This window comes from Microcoleus sp. Pol12B5 (assembly GCF_036701335.1).
Classification (GTDB): Bacteria; Cyanobacteriota; Cyanobacteriia; order Cyanobacteriales; family Microcoleaceae; genus Microcoleus.
Window position 1 is genome coordinate 1 of record NZ_JAUBQQ010000099.1, and the last position, 15793, is coordinate 15793.

The following is a 15793-nucleotide window of genomic DNA, read 5'->3' on the forward strand; positions in this document are numbered from 1 at the left end:
TTTGTTACCTCTGTGGAAAAAATCCTGAAAGAATTTGGAGAAAACTATGTAATTAATTTTGTCTAGCTACTTATCAGAGTATGTGCGACTCCACAGCACTCAAGAAGCGCCGCCCGTCGGGACGATAAATTGTTAGGTAGAGTCAGTTTTCCATCTTAGATTGGCTGCAAATTTGTGTAATATTTTACAATTTGTCGCTCAATCAAATGGGATAAAAGGTCTATTCTCTACCAAAAGCTAGATCCGCAACAAACATCTGCTACTGTAGCCTAACCCGTAAAATCTAGAAAAAGTGTATGCAAATTCAAACGCCGGACTGGGTTAAACACGCGGTATTCTACCAAATATTCCCCGATCGCTTCGCCAAAAGCAAACAGCCCCGCAAACGCATGCTGCAAAACTTCATGTGGGAAGAATGGCACGCAATCCCCACACTGCAAGGCTACAAAGGCGGCGACTTGTGGGGCGTGATGGAAGAGCTAGACTACTTGGAAGACTTAGGCATTAACGCAATTTATTTCACCCCCATATTTCAGTCGGCCTGTAATCACCGCTACCACACCCACGACTACTATCAAGTCGATCCGATGTTGGGTGGCAATCCGGCTTTTAAAGAGCTTCTAGACGCAGCTCACGATCGCAATATCAAAGTTGTCCTCGACGGCGTATTCAACCACGCCAGCCGCGGCTTTTTCTTCTTCCACGACATCCTCGAAAACGGCCCGCATTCTCCTTGGGTGGATTGGTTTAAAATTGAAGGCTGGCCGTTATCCGCCTACGACGGCAATTTTCCTGCTAACTATGCCGGTTGGGACGGGAATCGAGCACTTCCTGAATTCAATCACGAGAATCCAGAAGTGCGAGAATACATTATGGAAATCGCCGAATATTGGATTAAATTCGGCATCGACGGCTGGCGGCTGGACGTTCCTTTTGAAATTAAAACCCCGGGATTTTGGCAGGAATTTCGAGATCGAGTTAAAGCAATTAATCCCGAAGCTTACATTGTCGGCGAAGTTTGGGAAGATGCGAGAGAATGGCTCGACGGTACTCAATTTGACGGGGTGATGAATTATCTGTTTGCTGCGCCGACTATTGCTTTTGCAGCGGGCGACAGGGTAGATTTAGCTCAACTGGAAGGTCGTTCTTATTACCCCTATCCGGCGCTTTTTGCTAAAGAGTACGGCGAAAAAATTCAACACGTTTTGGAACTGTACCCGTGGCAGATACAGCTAACTCAACTTAATTTGTTAGCCAGTCACGATACCGCGCGGTTGCTGTCAATTGCTGGGGGCGATAAAGCTAGCGTCGAACTCGCAACTTTGCTGCTGTTAACTTTTCCCGGAGCTCCTAGCATTTACTACGGCGATGAAGTTGGTTTGCCCGGTGCTCTCGATCCCGATTCTCGCCGGGGTTTTCCCTTACAAGCTCGCTGGGAACTTGATGTTTTAGATTATCACAAGCAGTTGATAGCTTTGCGGCACAAATACGCTGCCCTCCGCACTGGTTCGTACCAAGTTCTGTTTGCTGAGGGAACGGTTTACGTCTTTGCCCGAATTTTGGGGGATGAGGAAATAGTTGTTGCTGTCAATGTCGCGACCGAAGAAGCTAATATTAGCTTTGAGCCAGCTAATCTGAAATCTCCTCGCGATAAATTGCTGTTTGGGAAAGGCGATTTTGTTTGGAAAGGTGACGGGGAAACTCGGCACTTAGAATTGATGCTGCCGGCGCGATCGGGATTGATTTTAGGTTCTGATAATTAGTTCAGCAATTACGTAAGTGTCACGATCCAATCGACTTGTAGGGTGCGTCAGACCAAGTTATGGAGGGATGATCGATGGCTGGGATCTGACCCACCTTACTAAGTGTGACACTTGCGTAAGTTCTCTAGTTTAAAATGTAAGGTGCGCCCATAAGCACCCTACTAAATTTAGAGAGGCCGCAAGTTTGATTATGCTGCAACCAATGCTGGTATTAGCACCGCATCAATGATATGGATGACGCCATTGTCGGCAAGAATATTGGAAGTGAGAACTTTAGCATCATTCACTTTAAGTCCGTCAGAAGTATCAATTCCTACCACAGAACCTTCCACTGTTTCAGCAGAACTTAACTCAAGCAAGTTCTCAGTTAGTACCTCGCCAAACAGAATGTGATAAGTCAGAATTTTCTTGAGCTTGGGTATGTCTTCCAGCCAAGAGGTAATAGTGTTCGTAGGAATTTTGGCAAATGCCTCATCAGTTGGTGCTAAGACGGTGTAGGGGCCCGGACTTTGCAATAAATCTAACAAACCAGCCGCTTCAATAACAGTCACGAGGGTTTTGAAAGAGCCGGCATTGGTGGCAGTCTCGACAATATCAGCCATGATGTTTTTCAGGAGTGCAAATATCAGAAAATGAATCAGAGGCGACAATCATTTTAGCAATTTACAAATAGCAGAAAATGAATCGGAGGGATGAGGATTATTTTAGCCATTATAAGTTAATTCGGTTGCCGGCCCTGATGGGTCGGCGCGATCGACCTTGTGGGCTTATACTTGGGTCGCCTCCTCCCCCTTGCGGAAAAACTGCTTTAAAATCTCTCCGGGCTCTCTGTCCCAGGTGTCGATATGTTCGTAAATTAAGCCGTCTTTATCCAGTTTATAAGTAGAGTAGCCGTTAAAAAAAATCCGAGCTTTCCAGGGAACCCGCAGTGTCCCGCGAACAGTCCAATTTGCCACAATAGTATCAGGGGCTGTCTGACCTACGTCGTGCAGGTCGAAGTAAATCTCGTTAAAGAATAGCTGCCCGTGAAATCGCAGAGTCCAAAAGATAATGCGATAGTTGATTTTTCCTTTAAATTTGTTAACAGGGTCTTGAAAATAAACATCTTTTGTGTAGATGTCGTAGGAGATGTCTTTTTCAAAAAGCGTCGGGAGATCCGCTTTCAGGGTGTCTACTGCTTGTTCTACCTGCATTTGATATTCGATCGCGCTCAAACTACCACCTTGTGACAGTATTAATTTATAACTTTAAATGAATAATCTCGATCGGCAGCGGGAGGAGCAAAAAATTGATACTTCCTCCAGCTCTAATCTTAGCTCTAATTATATTGTCCGCCTCGGCCTTTCTGCTGACCCGGACTTGCGACATCGAAACCTTGGCACAGATTTGACAGAACACCCCTACTCCTCTGACATTCTCGCAGAAATCAACAGCGGCAAGCTGTTGATGGTAGATAGCCGTCGCCGGAACGGCCTAATTTTGATTAAACGTTTCCACGCGGAGTTTGCCGGGCCTGGGGCTGCCGTTGGGGGCGCTTTTGATGTTGACTCTCAGCAGGCGATTCCCGTGGGCGATTTTTGTTTAGTTTGCCCTCACTCTCCCGAAGAAATACAGAAAGCTTTTGGAATTCGGCGGCAGTGGGTGCGGTTAATGGAACAGTTAACGGCAAAGCCTACAGCTTTAGAACGCGCACAAATGGTTTTAACTCAGTTTGAACAATATTTGGATTCGGAAATGGTGGCACAAATTCCCGATGAAGCTTTGGCACTTTTAGTAGGCGTATTTCCCCAAACCATTCGGGCGGCGCGACAAGAAAATGCTCAGTTATAAATTGGTGTAGATACCTTATGGTGCGATGCGCTGCTACAAGCTCCACTCGGCATTCTGCAAAACGACTCGATAGCCATCTGGGTCTTCAAATGTAACTCCATCTTTGTCCCAGTAGGGATTGTAGGAGTTTACAGGATCAAATCCACTTGCTTTCATTCGCTCAACAGCCTGCTGCCATTCTTGTTGGTTAGGAAGGTAAAAGACGATAAGATTGTCTTGAGTTGGAGCGCCACCTACAATATGTCCCCGTTGATGGATGAATTCAAAGTGGTGGCTTTCTCCTGGCATTCCAACCATTACTCCGTCAAAACCTTCATGGTTTTCAAAACGATCGAGGATTTGCAGCCCTAAACCCTCTGTGTAGAAATGAACAACTCGATCGAGGCAATCCGTTGGACGAGCAACCCGTAAAACCTTTCCTTGAAGCATATATACCTTCTCCAAAGTTATTTTGGTGTTAAGCAGAAACTGGATACCGAATATTATGAGTTGTCAAAAATTTCTCCTATTCGATCGACTGTTCGCTGATTTTCCTCGGGACTGCCCACCGTAATTCGCAAACCTCCTCCAGTATGCCGAATTAAAGTACCGCGATCTTTTAGCTGCTGCATGATTTGTTTGTGTTCCTGTTCAGGAGATTCGCCATCGCCAGCTTTCACCCGCAGGTAAACGAAGTTAGCCGCACTCGGCCAAACTTGCAATTTTTGATGCTGAGTTAGCGCTGCAATTAATTTTGCTCTTTCTGATAGAGTTTCGGGAATGGTTGCTAGCAATAACTGCCGCTGCGCTAGGGCTAACTCGGCTGCGGTTTGCGAGAAACTGGGAAGGTTGTAGGGGAGACGGATTTTTTCTAAGGTGGCTGCGAGTTCAGGATGGGCGATCGCATATCCGACTCTCATTGATGCTAACCGAAATGCTTTGGAAAATGTTCGCAAAATTATCCAATTCGGGTGATAGTGCAAGTGGTCTGCTAAAGTATTTTGGCTGAATTCAAAATAGGCTTCGTCAATTACTACTAATATCTCTTCGGGTAAAGTTGACAACCATTCTATTTCATCTGCTGTCAAAGCATTGGCTGTGGGGGAATTGGGATGAACGACAAAGACGGCGCGCACGGGGGGATTTTGGTTTTGGCTGATCGCCCTTTTAGCAGCCTCGATATCTATTTCAAAATTTTCCTCTTTCCGCTGAACACTCACAACGGGAATGCCGAGGGTTTGGGCGATTATTCCATACATCGAAAAGGTGGGATTCGCAACGAAAATAGAGCCTGCGCCGCCCAAGCAAGTAGCTATTAAGATGGATCTAATTAGTTCGTCGGAACCGTTGCCCACAGAAATATTGTCGGCTGTAATCGCGGTTTTTGGCAGTGTAACCCCCCCTAGCGGGGGGATTGTGATTGATTCATTGACGTATTGGGCGATCGCCTCTTTGAGCGCTGCGTGGCCTCCGTCGGGATAGCGATTTGTCTCAATTAACTGCTGGTAAGTCCAAGCTAGCTTTTTTTTTAATTCTTCTGGCAAGTCGTAGGGGCATTCATTGGTATCGAGGCGATCGATCGCACTTTCGGAGTGTGCTGGTTCTCCTGATGTGCCGCCCGGATGGGGGGTGTATGCGGTAAGTTCGGCTAAATCTTTTCGGATAAAGGGAAGCATGGTATAGTTTACGACTTTTTATTTTAGATAATCTGCTTAGAAGCATCTGAACTTAGCATAGAGCTTGTTCTATCTCGAAAGCAAGAGGAGATGCGGGATTTAGTTTCTGTCGATCGATTGATGCGTCGGCTGTAGCCAATTGATTATTCTTAGAAAGTAACTGCTAATATGTGGAAACCAAGTATGAAAGTCAAGCCTTCCGATCTATCTAAAAATGCCGCCGCTACCATCATAGCTTTGAGTTTGGCTGTTCTCCCTTCAGCGATGCCTGCTTCAGCTCAAACCGAATCAGCTCCGGCACAGAACAATACTGAGTCTAATGGAGTTGTTCTAGACAGAACTCCCTTTCAAGAAAGCAAGGAAGACAACAATCATTGGGGTGCTTTGGGTTTGTTGGGCATCCTCGGTTTGGCGAATCTGTTTCGCAAGGATGAACCCAAACGCTACCGCGATCCGATGGGCGAATAATTTTTTAAACGGCCATCGCACCAGCCAAAAAACCAAATCAACCGTCGTGGATTCAGAAACCGGGTTTTTTACCGAAAGACTGGATTATTGCCTTTAATCCGAGTAACAAATCCGGTTTCTTTGATATTTATGGGTATTTTGACCACAAAGTTTGTTTATTCAATCACGCCACAAAGCAATCCCGCCCAATAAACCGCTCACATTTGGTACTATTTTAACCTGCGGCGGTAACTCAACAGCAATCTTTTTAGTATTGCCGCCGCCGATGTAAATGCGATCGCAGTTAAAGAGATTTTGCAGAGAGGTGAGCGCTTTTTCCAAACGGCGATTCCATCTTTTGGAACCGACTGTATCTAATGCCGATCGCCCTAATTGCTGTTCGTAAGTTTCCCCTTTGCGAAACGGGTGATGTCCTAATTCTAGATTAGGAACCAACATACCATCGACAAATAAGGCAGAACCAAAACCGGTGCCAAGGGTAATTACTAATTCTACCCCCGTCCCCGCAATTGCTCCCAATCCTTGAATATCGGCATCGTTAGCCACTCGCACAGGTTTTCCCAAGCGATCTTTGAGGGTAGTTTCTAGGTCAAAATCTATCCAAGACGGATCTAAATTCACTGCGGTTTTGATGATGCCTAGACGCACGACACCTGGAAAACCGACGGATACTCGGTCAAATTCCCCTTGTCCGCTTGCTAAAGAGGCGATCGCCTCTAGTACGGGTTCCGGTTTCGGTGGTTGAGGCGTTTCTAAACGGCTGCGTTCCGTTTGGGGTTCGCCTTCATTGTCCAACACCATAACTTTGATGCCACTTCCGCCAATGTCAACGGCTAAGGTGCGAGTCGATCGATCTTGTTCAGTCATTTGAGTGTTAAGACTTGCAAGTTGGTCAAATTTTAATTTGTGAATTGGCAAAAGTTTTGAATCGCTTCCCACATTTCCGCTAGGACATTTCCCAAAGAATGATCGTCTTCTAATTCGATTAATTGCACCCAGGGACGGTTAGCGGCAAAATTTCTGCTAGCTTGAATCGGTATTATTGTATCATGCTTGCCGTGAAGAATTAACGTAGGCAGTGAACGCATTAATTTTTGTTCAGGGTATTGAGCCATATCTGCCAAAAACTGATAATTCAGTGGCAGATAACGCTGTTCGCCGTAGTGGTAAACGGGGAAATATTTCTCCGACTGCCACTTTTCTAACTGTTGCTGTCCTAACAGTGGCAGCCAGTGGGAGATAAAGTCAAAAGCCGGTGCTAACAAAACTATTTGCTTTACTGACAATTGTCGCTGGGCCAACCAAGCCGCTGTCAGTCCCCCAAAACTAGACCCAATTATGGTGATTCCCCCTATATTTTTTAGATTTTCTGTGGGATATGGGGAGGATTCGGTTGACAAAAAGTCTGTTTCTATTTGGTTTAATTGGCGAGTGAGAGTGAGCCCCGAAAAATCCTTTTGATTGAGATCGGGAGTTTTTAGGTCAATTCCTACGTTAGAAAAGCGATCTCGGAAATATTTAGCCTTAGCTGAATCGGGACTTGAAGCAAAGCCGTGTAAATAAATGTAACTCGAATCGTTCTGTAGATTCATCCAGAAAATTTTATGAGACTTCCCAACTCATTATTTTAACTTAATATGAGTTATTAACTAAAAAACTTTAAACACTAAGTCAAAGAAAATATATACTGATATTCGGAAGAGATTAAGGAGTTGCAGGGATTTAAACTATGTGCTTTTAGTCGGTGTTTAACAAAATAAAGCACTTGCATCTACTTGAAATGGTTGGGATTTTTTTATAATGCTTTGGCGAAGAAATCAAGCAATGGGATATATTACATAAAATCTGCGTTTATCGCTGTCTGTCTTTATTGGATTTATACCTGCTTACAATGAATCGGAGAGTGCGTACTGAACACCCTGCGATTCACTCAAAACTACTCGTCAATTACTGGGGTTTTTGACCGTTTTGCATCCTATTTCTAACAGTTTGTCGGCGCTGCTGCATCAGTTGAGCTAATTGGCTGCGCTGTTCTGCAGTGAGCACTTCTCGCATTGCAAGTGTTATTTCAAACTGCACCTCTTCCAACTGCTGCCTCAATCCGATTATTTGACGGTGTTTGTCGCGTATTTCGCTGGCATTTGCCGTGCCGGACATCATCGTTTCCAATTCTTGTCTGGCTTGGCGAACTGCTTGCATCCGCTGGGAAACTTGGTCTTTGTACCGATCGCGAACTGCCTGCATTTGCTGCTTTTGGTCTGCGCTTAAATTCAGTTTCTCGAACATCCCACCTTCCTTGCCAGCAGGTCGATTTGGTCGCTGATTTTGTGCAAGTGTTTCCGGTTCTAGGGGATTAGGAACTGCTATTGCTGCGGCTGTGCTACCGAGAGTCAGCATTAAAACGGCTAGGGCAGATATACGACGAATTGACATGAAAATTGCCTCTTTGATATTACTTATTTGTTGGCGGTTCACTGTCAGCACCCGCGCTGAAAGTCAACCAGTCTGTTTGTGAGCGATCGGTCATACTTTCTTGGGAAGAATCATGGAGTACACCCTCCCAGTTAGTAACTAAAAATGCTTCTAACTGAGCTGTTTCCTTATCTGGCAATTGTGCAGTCTCAAACGGACGGTAACCAGACCAAAAAAATAGCAGGCTAGTAGCAATCGCAGACGATAAAGCCCACTTAGAAACAGAGGATATTTTTAACCTGTCTTCAGACTTAGCTGAGGCACTTAATCGCGTTTTTTTGCGGTGGCTTTCATGAAAAACACTTGCCTGATTACTTTCGATTGCTGCTAGAATTTTTTGCTCTAAATCTGGTACAGCTTCAGGAATATTGGGGCGATGTCGCTTCAAGAAATTAACTAACTCTTGGTCGCTGCTTGGGTTATTCATAGCTCGCTGACACCTTCTTTTTGCAAAAATTGCCGCACAGCATTTCGGGCATAAAACACGCGAGATTTGACGGTTCCCGCAGGCAGTCCCAAAATTTGGGCTACTTCTTTTTGCGGGATGTCTTCTAAGTCGTGCAGGACCAAAACGCTGCGGTGTTCAAAGCTCAATTGCTCCAGTCCCCGCTGCACTAAATCTTGATAGTGCAACTGCATCAAGTCCGATGTGTTATCTTTGAGAATAACCCGCTCCATTGTTTCTTGATTTTTGAGTTGGGAGTCAAAAGAATGCTGTTTAGCAAATGCTTGTCTTTGGTCGGAAGCCACATTCCAAGTGATTCGATAAAGCCAAGTAGAAAAGTTTTCCTGGTGCTTGAGTTTGGGCAATCCTTTCCAGACTCGCAGGAATACTTCTTGTGCTAAATCGTCAAGAAGCGAGGGGCCGCAGAGTTGGTAAAGGGTTGACCTGACTTTGTGTTGGTAGCGTTTGTAAAGGTAGCGAAAGCAAGTGCGATCGCCCTTTAAACATTGAGCAACTAAGTCCGAGTCGGAACAGTCATCGATTAAAACATTGGCTGACACAGCTAACACCTGTGAAGTCTCCCCCACCAGTTCGTTATCTGAAGTGTTTAGACAGGACGATCGCGAAAAAGGTTCAAATAATTTAAAATTTTATTTTCAGCATGAATCCGCTTGGGGTGGAAAGCTGCACCAATGTCAGCAAAAGGCACTTCGGCCTGTTCCACAAAAATTTAATCTTCTTGTGGGGTGGGGTTCTAGCCCGCCCGTAACAGGCACTCCGACCTGTTCCACAAAAATTAAGTTTTCTTGTCGGCCGTAGGGTTGACTATAGCGACCATTCCCCAATATCGGTTCTAACTATTTACAGCATTTTTCCAATAAGTATAAGTTTCTAAACTAATACTTGCTTTTTCTTCGTTATAAATCTCATCTAAACATTTTAAAAGAGCTAAAGCGTAATTTTTCAATCCCAACTCTGTCAAACTTGTGAGAATCCTAGTCTGCCGCAGGTAGTTGTGATTAAATTGTTCAATCCACTCTCTTTTTCTTGACAAATATTCCTCGGATTTGGCAATTACAATTTCAGCGTTTTTGCCGGCGCGGCATTCCAACCCGTAAAACGCCAGCATGACATTGAACGAATGGAGTAAGCGATTTTTCAACTCTTCACTTGTTCTAAAAGCTTGAATTACCTCATCATTTAAAGTTGGAGCACTGGAATTAAAGCGACTCTTTTCTCTCAGCGGAAACAGCCATTGAATGTAATTGTGCACGGATTCCAGCTTCTGGTAGTCCCACGACCAAATATCCTCGATCGCCCGGTCTTGTGAATCAGGCTGCTGACCGAGATAGAATGCTAAAATTGTGTTTTGTTTGGTTGAATCACTCATTAATAAGTTGTGGTGTATCTAAATTGTATTTTTGGGCGGGCGGGACGCCCACCCCACAACCAGAAAATTTAATTTTTGTGTGGAAAAGGCATCATGCCTGTTTTTCAAAATAGTTTTCTTGAGTCAGTTTTAACCGACTGTAGCTATTAGCCAGAGACTTAAGTCTCTGGCTACTTCGCCTTGTTTACCGCAGAGTCACAAACTCTTCCGCAGTCGATGGGTGAATGCCAATAGTCGCGTCGAAGTCTTTCTTCGTAGCTCCCATATTAACAGCGATCGCCATTCCTTGAATAATCTCGCCCGCGTCTTTTCCAACCATGTGCACGCCCAAAACTCGGTCAGTATTAGTCTCAACGATTAACTTGACAAAAGTTTTCTCATCTGCACCTGTCAAAGAATGAAACATCGGCCGAAACTTGGCTGTGTAGCACTTAATTGACTCGGGAAACTTTTCTCTGGCTTGGCTTTCTGTTAAGCCGACTGTAGCCGCTTCCGGCTGGGAAAATACCGCTGACGGGACATTTTCGTGAGTAATTGCTCTCGGATTGTTGCCAAATTCAGTATCTGCAAAAGCGCGTCCTTCAGCGATCGCAATTGGCGTTAAATTGATGCGGTTGGTGCAATCTCCGACTGCAAAAATGTGCGGCTGGCTGGTGCGGCTGTCTTTGGTGACTGCGATCGCAGATTTATCGATTTCTACTCCCGCATTTTCTAAAGCCAATTTTTCCAAGTTCGGCAAGCGCCCGGTAGCGCACAACAGCGTGTCTACTATGAGCGTTCCTTCGGATTTCCCCGACAAAGTTAATTCTAAGCCTTCTGGGGTTTTCTCAATGTGGTTGATCGAGCTTTCTGTCAAAATGTCTATTCCGTGCTTAATCATTCCTTCTTGCACGTTGGTGCGAATTTCTGTGTCGAAGTCGTTCAAAATTAAGTCGCTGCGGATGATTTGAGTTACTTTGCTTCCCAACCCGTTCATAATGCAAGCAAATTCGACGCCGATGTAGCCGCCACCCCAAATTGCCAACCGTTTTGGCTGCTCTTTTTGCAGGAAGATTTCGCGGGAGGTTATCGCGTGTTCGATGCCGGGAATTGGGACTCTTCTGGCTTCTCCGCCGACGGCTATTAAGATTTTGGCGGCGGTAAATTTTTTGTCACCAACTTCGACGGTATGGGGGTCAATAAATTTGGCGTATCCTGAGATTAATTCGACTCCGGCTTTTTCGAGGAAGCTGATATGCAGTTTACTGAGTCGGCGCACTTCTGCGTCTACCGTGGTGACGAGTTTTTCCCAATCAAAGCTGCTTTCTACTGGACTCCAACCGTAACCCACCGCATCTTCATAAAGGTGCGAAAATGTTGAAGCGTACACCATGAGCTTTTTCGGGACACAGCCGCGAATTACGCAGGTTCCGCCTACTAAGTCATTTTCGGCGATCGCCACTTTTGCGCCGTAGGATGCTGCTCGCTTGGAACTCGCTAATCCGCCGGAACCCGCACCTATCACAAACAAGTCGTAGTCGTATGTCATAATTGTCTGTACCTTCTTATCGCCCACTTACCAATTTTACGCTTTACTTTTTTTAATGATATCTCAAAAAATTTTTGTTTTTTTTGGGGTAAACTACTTTACTTTTTGCGATCAATCGGGTATTATTTAATAATAGGAATCTGTGCGTTAATTTAAAAAATGCTCACACTCCCATTATTAGAGTATAGCACAAGCGCTCGACAAGAAACATATAAAAATGTAACTATTTTCGAGCCGCCGCCAAGAATAAAAGAGCTAATTGTCGATCGCTCGTTATAGCCGAGTCGAACTCCCGTAAATCCCTGTAAAAAAGCGCAACTTTGATGCTTTTCGGGATTTTTAAGGGGTAGTAGGGGGCAACAATCAGGCTGGATCGGGGCTAATCACAGCGCAGCGATAGAAAACTGATACTACCCTAACCTATCGGGGCAATCACGGGAGATTACCCTACAGCTTTTGAGAATTTCATCAATCCTTGATAATTGCTATATTATAAACATAAATTAATTCTCGGGCTAGCTTTATGATCGATTGGCTGGTGATCTGGGGAGTGACGCAAGGAGTTGGCATTCTCGTCCAACCCATCTTAGAAGACTTGATCAAAGACGGCGCGAAGGATTTTGCTAAAGATTTTTTTAAAGATTCCCTGAAAAACGTCTTATTAGGCGAAAAAGACCCGCGAAAAGTCGCAGCGGGCAAAGCCATCAAAAAGTTTTTGGAGTTGGTGGAACAGCAGTTGAAAATTGGCGGACTTTCCCCAGAGCAAAGAAAGCTGTATATTAAAGATGTTAAACAGTTTATCAATAACAAGTCTGTTAAGCAAATTTTGGGCAAGGCTTTTGAGAGCGATCGCGAATCTCTCGATGCAGAACTTCTCGAACAAACCTGGGATCAACTAGATTTAACTCCTTTACCCGCAAGATTTAAGTGGCAAACGATCGCCAATCAGTATCTCGCAGAAGTTCAAGAAATTCTCTTTGACTCACAAGAGTTGCGCGATATCTTGACGGCTCAAAATCTGGATAGCATTCAGAAAAATACTCAAGAAACGGCGGGGATTATCCCCGATTTTGACTTGAGGCAATATCAAGAAGCTCTGTGCGAGCGTTACAGCAATCTCAATTTAAGCAGCGTCGATCCCAATACCTACGATTATCGCGAAAAGCTGAAGGTTTGGCAAATCTTTATTTTCCAAGATGTGCGATCGATTTACGAATCATTTCTGCCCCAAGCTTACGAAATTCCTAAAGAACATCAACGGCGGCTGCAAGACAGCAATCAATTAGACGCGATCGATCTAGAAAATTTAGAGAACTATCGGCGCGGTTATTTTTTTCAGCCGATCGTATCGGTGTTAGATGTTATCAATGACAAGCAAAAGTATCCCTACATTGTTATTTTAGGCGATCCGGGTTCTGGCAAGTCTACTCTGTTACAATATTTAGCATTAAACTGGGCGCGATCGCCCTTAAATACCCTGACATCTCTGCCGATTCCGCTGCTAATAGAATTGCGGACTTACATTCGCAGCGGGGAATCAGGACATTGCAAAAATTTCCTCGAATTTTTCCATCAAAGTCCGGGTTCCATTTGTCACTTGAATCAGCATCAATTGCAGGAACAGCTTAAAGCAGGCGATGCTGTGGTGATGTTCGACGGGTTAGATGAAATTTTCGACCCCGGCAAACGAGAAGATGTAATTACAGCGATTCATCGGTTTACCAATGAGTATCCCGGCGTGCGAGTGATTGTCACGTCTCGGATTATTGGTTACAAACCTCAACGGTTGCAAGATGCAGAGTTTCATCACTTCATTCTCCAAGATTTGAATGCGGAACAAATTCAGGATTTTGTTCGTCGCTGGCACGAATTAACTTTTACTGAGGCTGTGGAAAAAGCGCGGATTAGTGAGCGCATGAAAAGAGCACTAACGTATTCATCAACGATTCGAGATTTAGCGGGTAATCCGTTATTGTTGACGATTATGGCGATTTTAAATCGCGGGCAAGAATTGCCGAGAGACAGGGCGGAACTTTACAATCAAGCATCGCGGGTATTGCTTTATCAATGGGATGTGGAAAGGTCTTTAGTAGAGGATAGCAGGCTCGATCCCAAAACTATTGATGCTAAAGATAAGCAAGAAATGCTGCGGCGAGTCGCTTACAAAATGCAAGCAGCACCTGAAGGGTTGGCTGGCAATATTATTAGTGCGGAAGATTTGGAGAATATCCTCACAGCATATCTGAAGAATAAAGATTTCGATCGACCGAAAGAGCGGGCAAAGTTGATAATTAACCAACTGCGAACTCGCAACTTTATTTTATGTTATTTGGGTGCGGATACTTATGGCTTTGTGCATCGAACTTTTTTGGAATATTTCTGTGCGTCGGAGGTGGTGGAAAGGTTTCAGAAGACACAAGAAATTTCACTGGAGGAGTTGAAAACCGATGTTTTTGGCAAGCACTGGGATGATGAATCTTGGCAGGAAGTTTTGTGCTTGATTGCGGGATTGATTGCTGGAAAGTTTACCGGGAAATTAATTGAGTTTTTGATTGAACAGGAGGGGGAAGCCAAAAACTTCAGCAATCTGTTTTTGGCGGCGAAGTGTTTGGATGAGGTAAGGGAGAGAAAAGAGATTGTTGCGGTTGAGGGTCAATTGCTTGAACGCTTAAAAGAGTTAACCAAGTACGATCTCAATTATTATTATGAGGCTGATGAAGAAGAGGGAACGCTAGTTGCTGAAATTCGCACTCAAGTAGTAAGTGCGATCGCCTACACTTGGAAAGATGACGCAAAAACCTTACCTTGGCTTAAACAACAGGCTCAATTTGATGAGGATTCAGATGTGCGACGTGCAGCACTCCAAGAATTAGCACGGGGGTGGAAAGATGATCCAGAAACCTTACATTGGCTCAAACAACTGGCTCAATCTGATGATGATTGGTATGTGCGAAATGCCGCAGTCCAAGAATTAGCACGGCGGTGGAAAGATGACCCGGCAACCTTACCTTTTCTCAAACAACTGGCTCAATCTGAGGATAATGATACTGTGCAATTTGCAGCAATTCCCGAATTAGCACGGGGGTGGAAAGATGACCCGGAAACCTTACTGTTTCTCAAAAAAGTGGCTCAATTTGATGATAATGTTACTGCACAACTTGCAGCCGTCGGAGAATTAGCACGGGAGTGGAAAGATGACCCGGAAACCTTACAGTGGCTCAAACAACTGGTTCAATCTGATGATAATTTTCCTGGGCAATATGCAGCAGTCCAACAATTAGCATGGGGGTGGAAAGATGACCCGGAAACCTTATCTTGGATCAAACAAATGGCTCAATCTGATGATAATTGGTATGTGCGATATGCAGCAGTCCCAGAATTAGCACAAGTGTGGAAAGATGACCCGGAAACCTTGCCTATCCTCAAACAACGAGCTCAATTTGATGATCATGGGGATGTGCGACAAGCAGCAGTCCAAGGATTAGCACGGGGGTGGAAAGATGACCCAGAAACCTTACCTATCCTCAAACAACGAGTTCAATTTGATGATCATGGGGATGTGCGACAAGCAGCAGTCCAAGAATTAGCACGGGGATGGAGACATGACCCAGAAACCTTACCGTGGCTCAAACAACTGGCTCAATCTGATGAGAATTCGGCTGTGCGACAAGCAGCAGTCCAAGAATTAGCACTGGGGTGGGAAGAGGACCCGGAAACCTTACCTATTCTCAAACAACTTGCTGAATTTGATGATAGTTGGAATGTGCGATATTCAGCAGTACAAGAATTAGCAGGGGAGTGGAAAGATGAACCAGGGATATTTGAATGGTTGCTCGATATTGCTATCAACCATCCTTTTGAAAGCCTGTACAAATCTCAAGATAACCCCCGGAAAACAGCACTTGAAATAATGCTAAAGCAGTACCCCGATTGCCCAAAAACTTTAGAAATACTTCGCGATCGATTTGCCAACGATCCAGATGAAAAAGTCCGCAAGTTTGCCCAGAAAAAGTTGACCCAATTACAGAATCTTTGATAGAAACACAAAAAGCAGAAATAAAATATGACTGTAGCTACTAATATCCCCAAAGCTTATGCAGAAATAGTTGAATTTTTGGCGACGGTCACACTCCCCACAGCATTATCAACTTTCAACTCTCGGAGGCAGGGTAAGAGCGTCTCAATCATGCTTGACAAAAGGAATCCGAAGAATCTAAGATCGGGTCAAGAAAACAAGAACTG

General features: G+C 44.6%; 15 protein-coding genes. 4 read left to right on the top strand and 11 right to left on the bottom strand.

All coding sequences use genetic code 11. The features are described 5' to 3' along the window. The first annotated feature begins 296 nt into the window (after positions 1 to 296). On the top strand, positions 297 to 1763 hold the full coding sequence (locus QUA24_RS25200) for an alpha-amylase family glycosyl hydrolase (protein ID WP_333232985.1): 1467 nt from the start codon (positions 297 to 299) through the stop codon (positions 1761 to 1763). Positions 1764 to 1951: 188 nt separating this feature from the next. On the opposite strand, the gene QUA24_RS25205 is transcribed toward QUA24_RS25200, so the two are convergent. Continuing rightward, positions 1952 to 2365: a fasciclin domain-containing protein gene (locus tag QUA24_RS25205; RefSeq protein WP_333107900.1), complete on the bottom strand. Its 414-nt coding sequence runs from the start codon at positions 2363 to 2365 to the stop codon at positions 1952 to 1954. 165 nt (positions 2366 to 2530) lie between these two features. Continuing rightward, entirely contained in the window at positions 2531 to 2956 is a 426-nt protein-coding gene (locus tag QUA24_RS25210) for a DUF2358 domain-containing protein (RefSeq protein ID WP_333199006.1), read from the bottom strand. A gap of 58 nt (positions 2957 to 3014) precedes the next feature. On the opposite strand from QUA24_RS25210, the gene QUA24_RS25215 reads away from it, so the two are divergent. After that, entirely contained in the window at positions 3015 to 3593 is a 579-nt protein-coding gene (locus QUA24_RS25215; protein ID WP_333232987.1) for a hypothetical protein, read from the top strand. Between the two features lie 33 nt (positions 3594 to 3626). On the opposite strand, the gene QUA24_RS25220 is transcribed toward QUA24_RS25215, so the two are convergent. Both QUA24_RS25220 and QUA24_RS25225 read right to left on the bottom strand, forming a co-directional pair. Beyond that, complete coding sequence (locus tag QUA24_RS25220) at positions 3627 to 4022, bottom strand: VOC family protein (RefSeq protein ID WP_333232989.1); 396 nt, start codon at positions 4020 to 4022, stop codon at positions 3627 to 3629. A gap of 53 nt (positions 4023 to 4075) precedes the next feature. Further along, positions 4076 to 5248: a histidinol-phosphate transaminase gene (locus QUA24_RS25225; RefSeq protein ID WP_333232991.1), complete on the bottom strand. Its 1173-nt coding sequence runs from the start codon at positions 5246 to 5248 to the stop codon at positions 4076 to 4078. Between the two features lie 183 nt (positions 5249 to 5431). Here QUA24_RS25225 and QUA24_RS25230 point away from each other — a divergent pair, with 183 nt between their 5' ends. Next, positions 5432 to 5716 carry a WGxxGxxG family protein gene (locus QUA24_RS25230; protein ID WP_333214925.1) on the top strand — a complete coding sequence of 95 codons (285 nt, stop codon included), beginning with the start codon at positions 5432 to 5434 and terminating at the stop codon, positions 5714 to 5716. Positions 5717 to 5875: 159 nt separating this feature from the next. On the opposite strand, the gene QUA24_RS25235 is transcribed toward QUA24_RS25230, so the two are convergent. From QUA24_RS25235 to gor, 7 genes are all read right to left on the bottom strand, one after another. After that, positions 5876 to 6583 carry an ROK family protein gene (locus QUA24_RS25235; RefSeq protein ID WP_333232993.1) on the bottom strand — a complete coding sequence of 236 codons (708 nt, stop codon included), beginning with the start codon at positions 6581 to 6583 and terminating at the stop codon, positions 5876 to 5878. Between the two features lie 32 nt (positions 6584 to 6615). Then, positions 6616 to 7308 (bottom strand): YqiA/YcfP family alpha/beta fold hydrolase, encoded by a 693-nt coding sequence (locus tag QUA24_RS25240; protein ID WP_333232995.1) that lies wholly within the window; start codon positions 7306 to 7308, stop codon positions 6616 to 6618. 355 nt (positions 7309 to 7663) lie between these two features. After that, positions 7664 to 8149 (bottom strand): Spy/CpxP family protein refolding chaperone, encoded by a 486-nt coding sequence (locus QUA24_RS25245; RefSeq protein WP_333232997.1) that lies wholly within the window; start codon positions 8147 to 8149, stop codon positions 7664 to 7666. A 19-nt stretch (positions 8150 to 8168) separates the two neighbouring features. Beyond that, entirely contained in the window at positions 8169 to 8615 is a 447-nt protein-coding gene (locus tag QUA24_RS25250; RefSeq protein ID WP_333232999.1) for a hypothetical protein, read from the bottom strand. Continuing rightward, a complete protein-coding gene (locus QUA24_RS25255; protein ID WP_333233005.1) occupies positions 8612 to 9202 on the bottom strand; it encodes a sigma-70 family RNA polymerase sigma factor in 591 nt (196 codons plus the stop codon). The genes QUA24_RS25250 and QUA24_RS25255 overlap by 4 nt, the downstream gene beginning before the upstream one ends. A 284-nt stretch (positions 9203 to 9486) precedes the next feature. After that, positions 9487 to 10023 (bottom strand): opioid growth factor receptor-related protein, encoded by a 537-nt coding sequence (locus QUA24_RS25260; RefSeq protein WP_333233001.1) that lies wholly within the window; start codon positions 10021 to 10023, stop codon positions 9487 to 9489. Positions 10024 to 10207: 184 nt separating this feature from the next. Further along, a complete protein-coding gene (gene gor / locus QUA24_RS25265; protein ID WP_333233003.1) occupies positions 10208 to 11551 on the bottom strand; it encodes a glutathione-disulfide reductase in 1344 nt (447 codons plus the stop codon). A gap of 523 nt (positions 11552 to 12074) precedes the next feature. On the opposite strand from gor, the gene QUA24_RS25270 reads away from it, so the two are divergent. Next, a complete protein-coding gene (locus QUA24_RS25270) occupies positions 12075 to 15587 on the top strand; it encodes a HEAT repeat domain-containing protein (protein ID WP_333233004.1) in 3513 nt (1170 codons plus the stop codon). Positions 15588 to 15793: the final 206 nt, after the last annotated feature.

Bases quoted from the DNA above. Each gene is read 5' to 3' on its own strand.
- QUA24_RS25220 (WP_333232989.1), bottom strand. From the start codon at position 4,022: ATGCTTCAAGGAAAGGTTTTACGGGTTGCTCGTCCAACGGATTGCCTC.
- QUA24_RS25230 (WP_333214925.1), top strand. From the start codon at position 5,432: ATGAAAGTCAAGCCTTCCGATCTATCTAAAAATGCCGCCGCTACCATC.
- QUA24_RS25215 (WP_333232987.1), top strand. From the start codon at position 3,015: ATGAATAATCTCGATCGGCAGCGGGAGGAGCAAAAAATTGATACTTCC.
- QUA24_RS25200 (WP_333232985.1), top strand. From the start codon at position 297: ATGCAAATTCAAACGCCGGACTGGGTTAAACACGCGGTATTCTACCAA.
- QUA24_RS25250 (WP_333232999.1), bottom strand. From the start codon at position 8,615: ATGAATAACCCAAGCAGCGACCAAGAGTTAGTTAATTTCTTGAAGCGA.
- gor (WP_333233003.1), bottom strand. From the start codon at position 11,551: ATGACATACGACTACGACTTGTTTGTGATAGGTGCGGGTTCCGGCGGA.
- QUA24_RS25240 (WP_333232995.1), bottom strand. From the start codon at position 7,308: ATGAATCTACAGAACGATTCGAGTTACATTTATTTACACGGCTTTGCT.
- QUA24_RS25210 (WP_333199006.1), bottom strand. From the start codon at position 2,956: ATGCAGGTAGAACAAGCAGTAGACACCCTGAAAGCGGATCTCCCGACG.
- QUA24_RS25225 (WP_333232991.1), bottom strand. From the start codon at position 5,248: ATGCTTCCCTTTATCCGAAAAGATTTAGCCGAACTTACCGCATACACC.
- QUA24_RS25270 (WP_333233004.1), top strand. From the start codon at position 12,075: ATGATCGATTGGCTGGTGATCTGGGGAGTGACGCAAGGAGTTGGCATT.
- QUA24_RS25205 (WP_333107900.1), bottom strand. From the start codon at position 2,365: ATGGCTGATATTGTCGAGACTGCCACCAATGCCGGCTCTTTCAAAACC.
- QUA24_RS25260 (WP_333233001.1), bottom strand. From the start codon at position 10,023: ATGAGTGATTCAACCAAACAAAACACAATTTTAGCATTCTATCTCGGT.
- QUA24_RS25245 (WP_333232997.1), bottom strand. From the start codon at position 8,149: ATGTCAATTCGTCGTATATCTGCCCTAGCCGTTTTAATGCTGACTCTC.
- QUA24_RS25235 (WP_333232993.1), bottom strand. From the start codon at position 6,583: ATGACTGAACAAGATCGATCGACTCGCACCTTAGCCGTTGACATTGGC.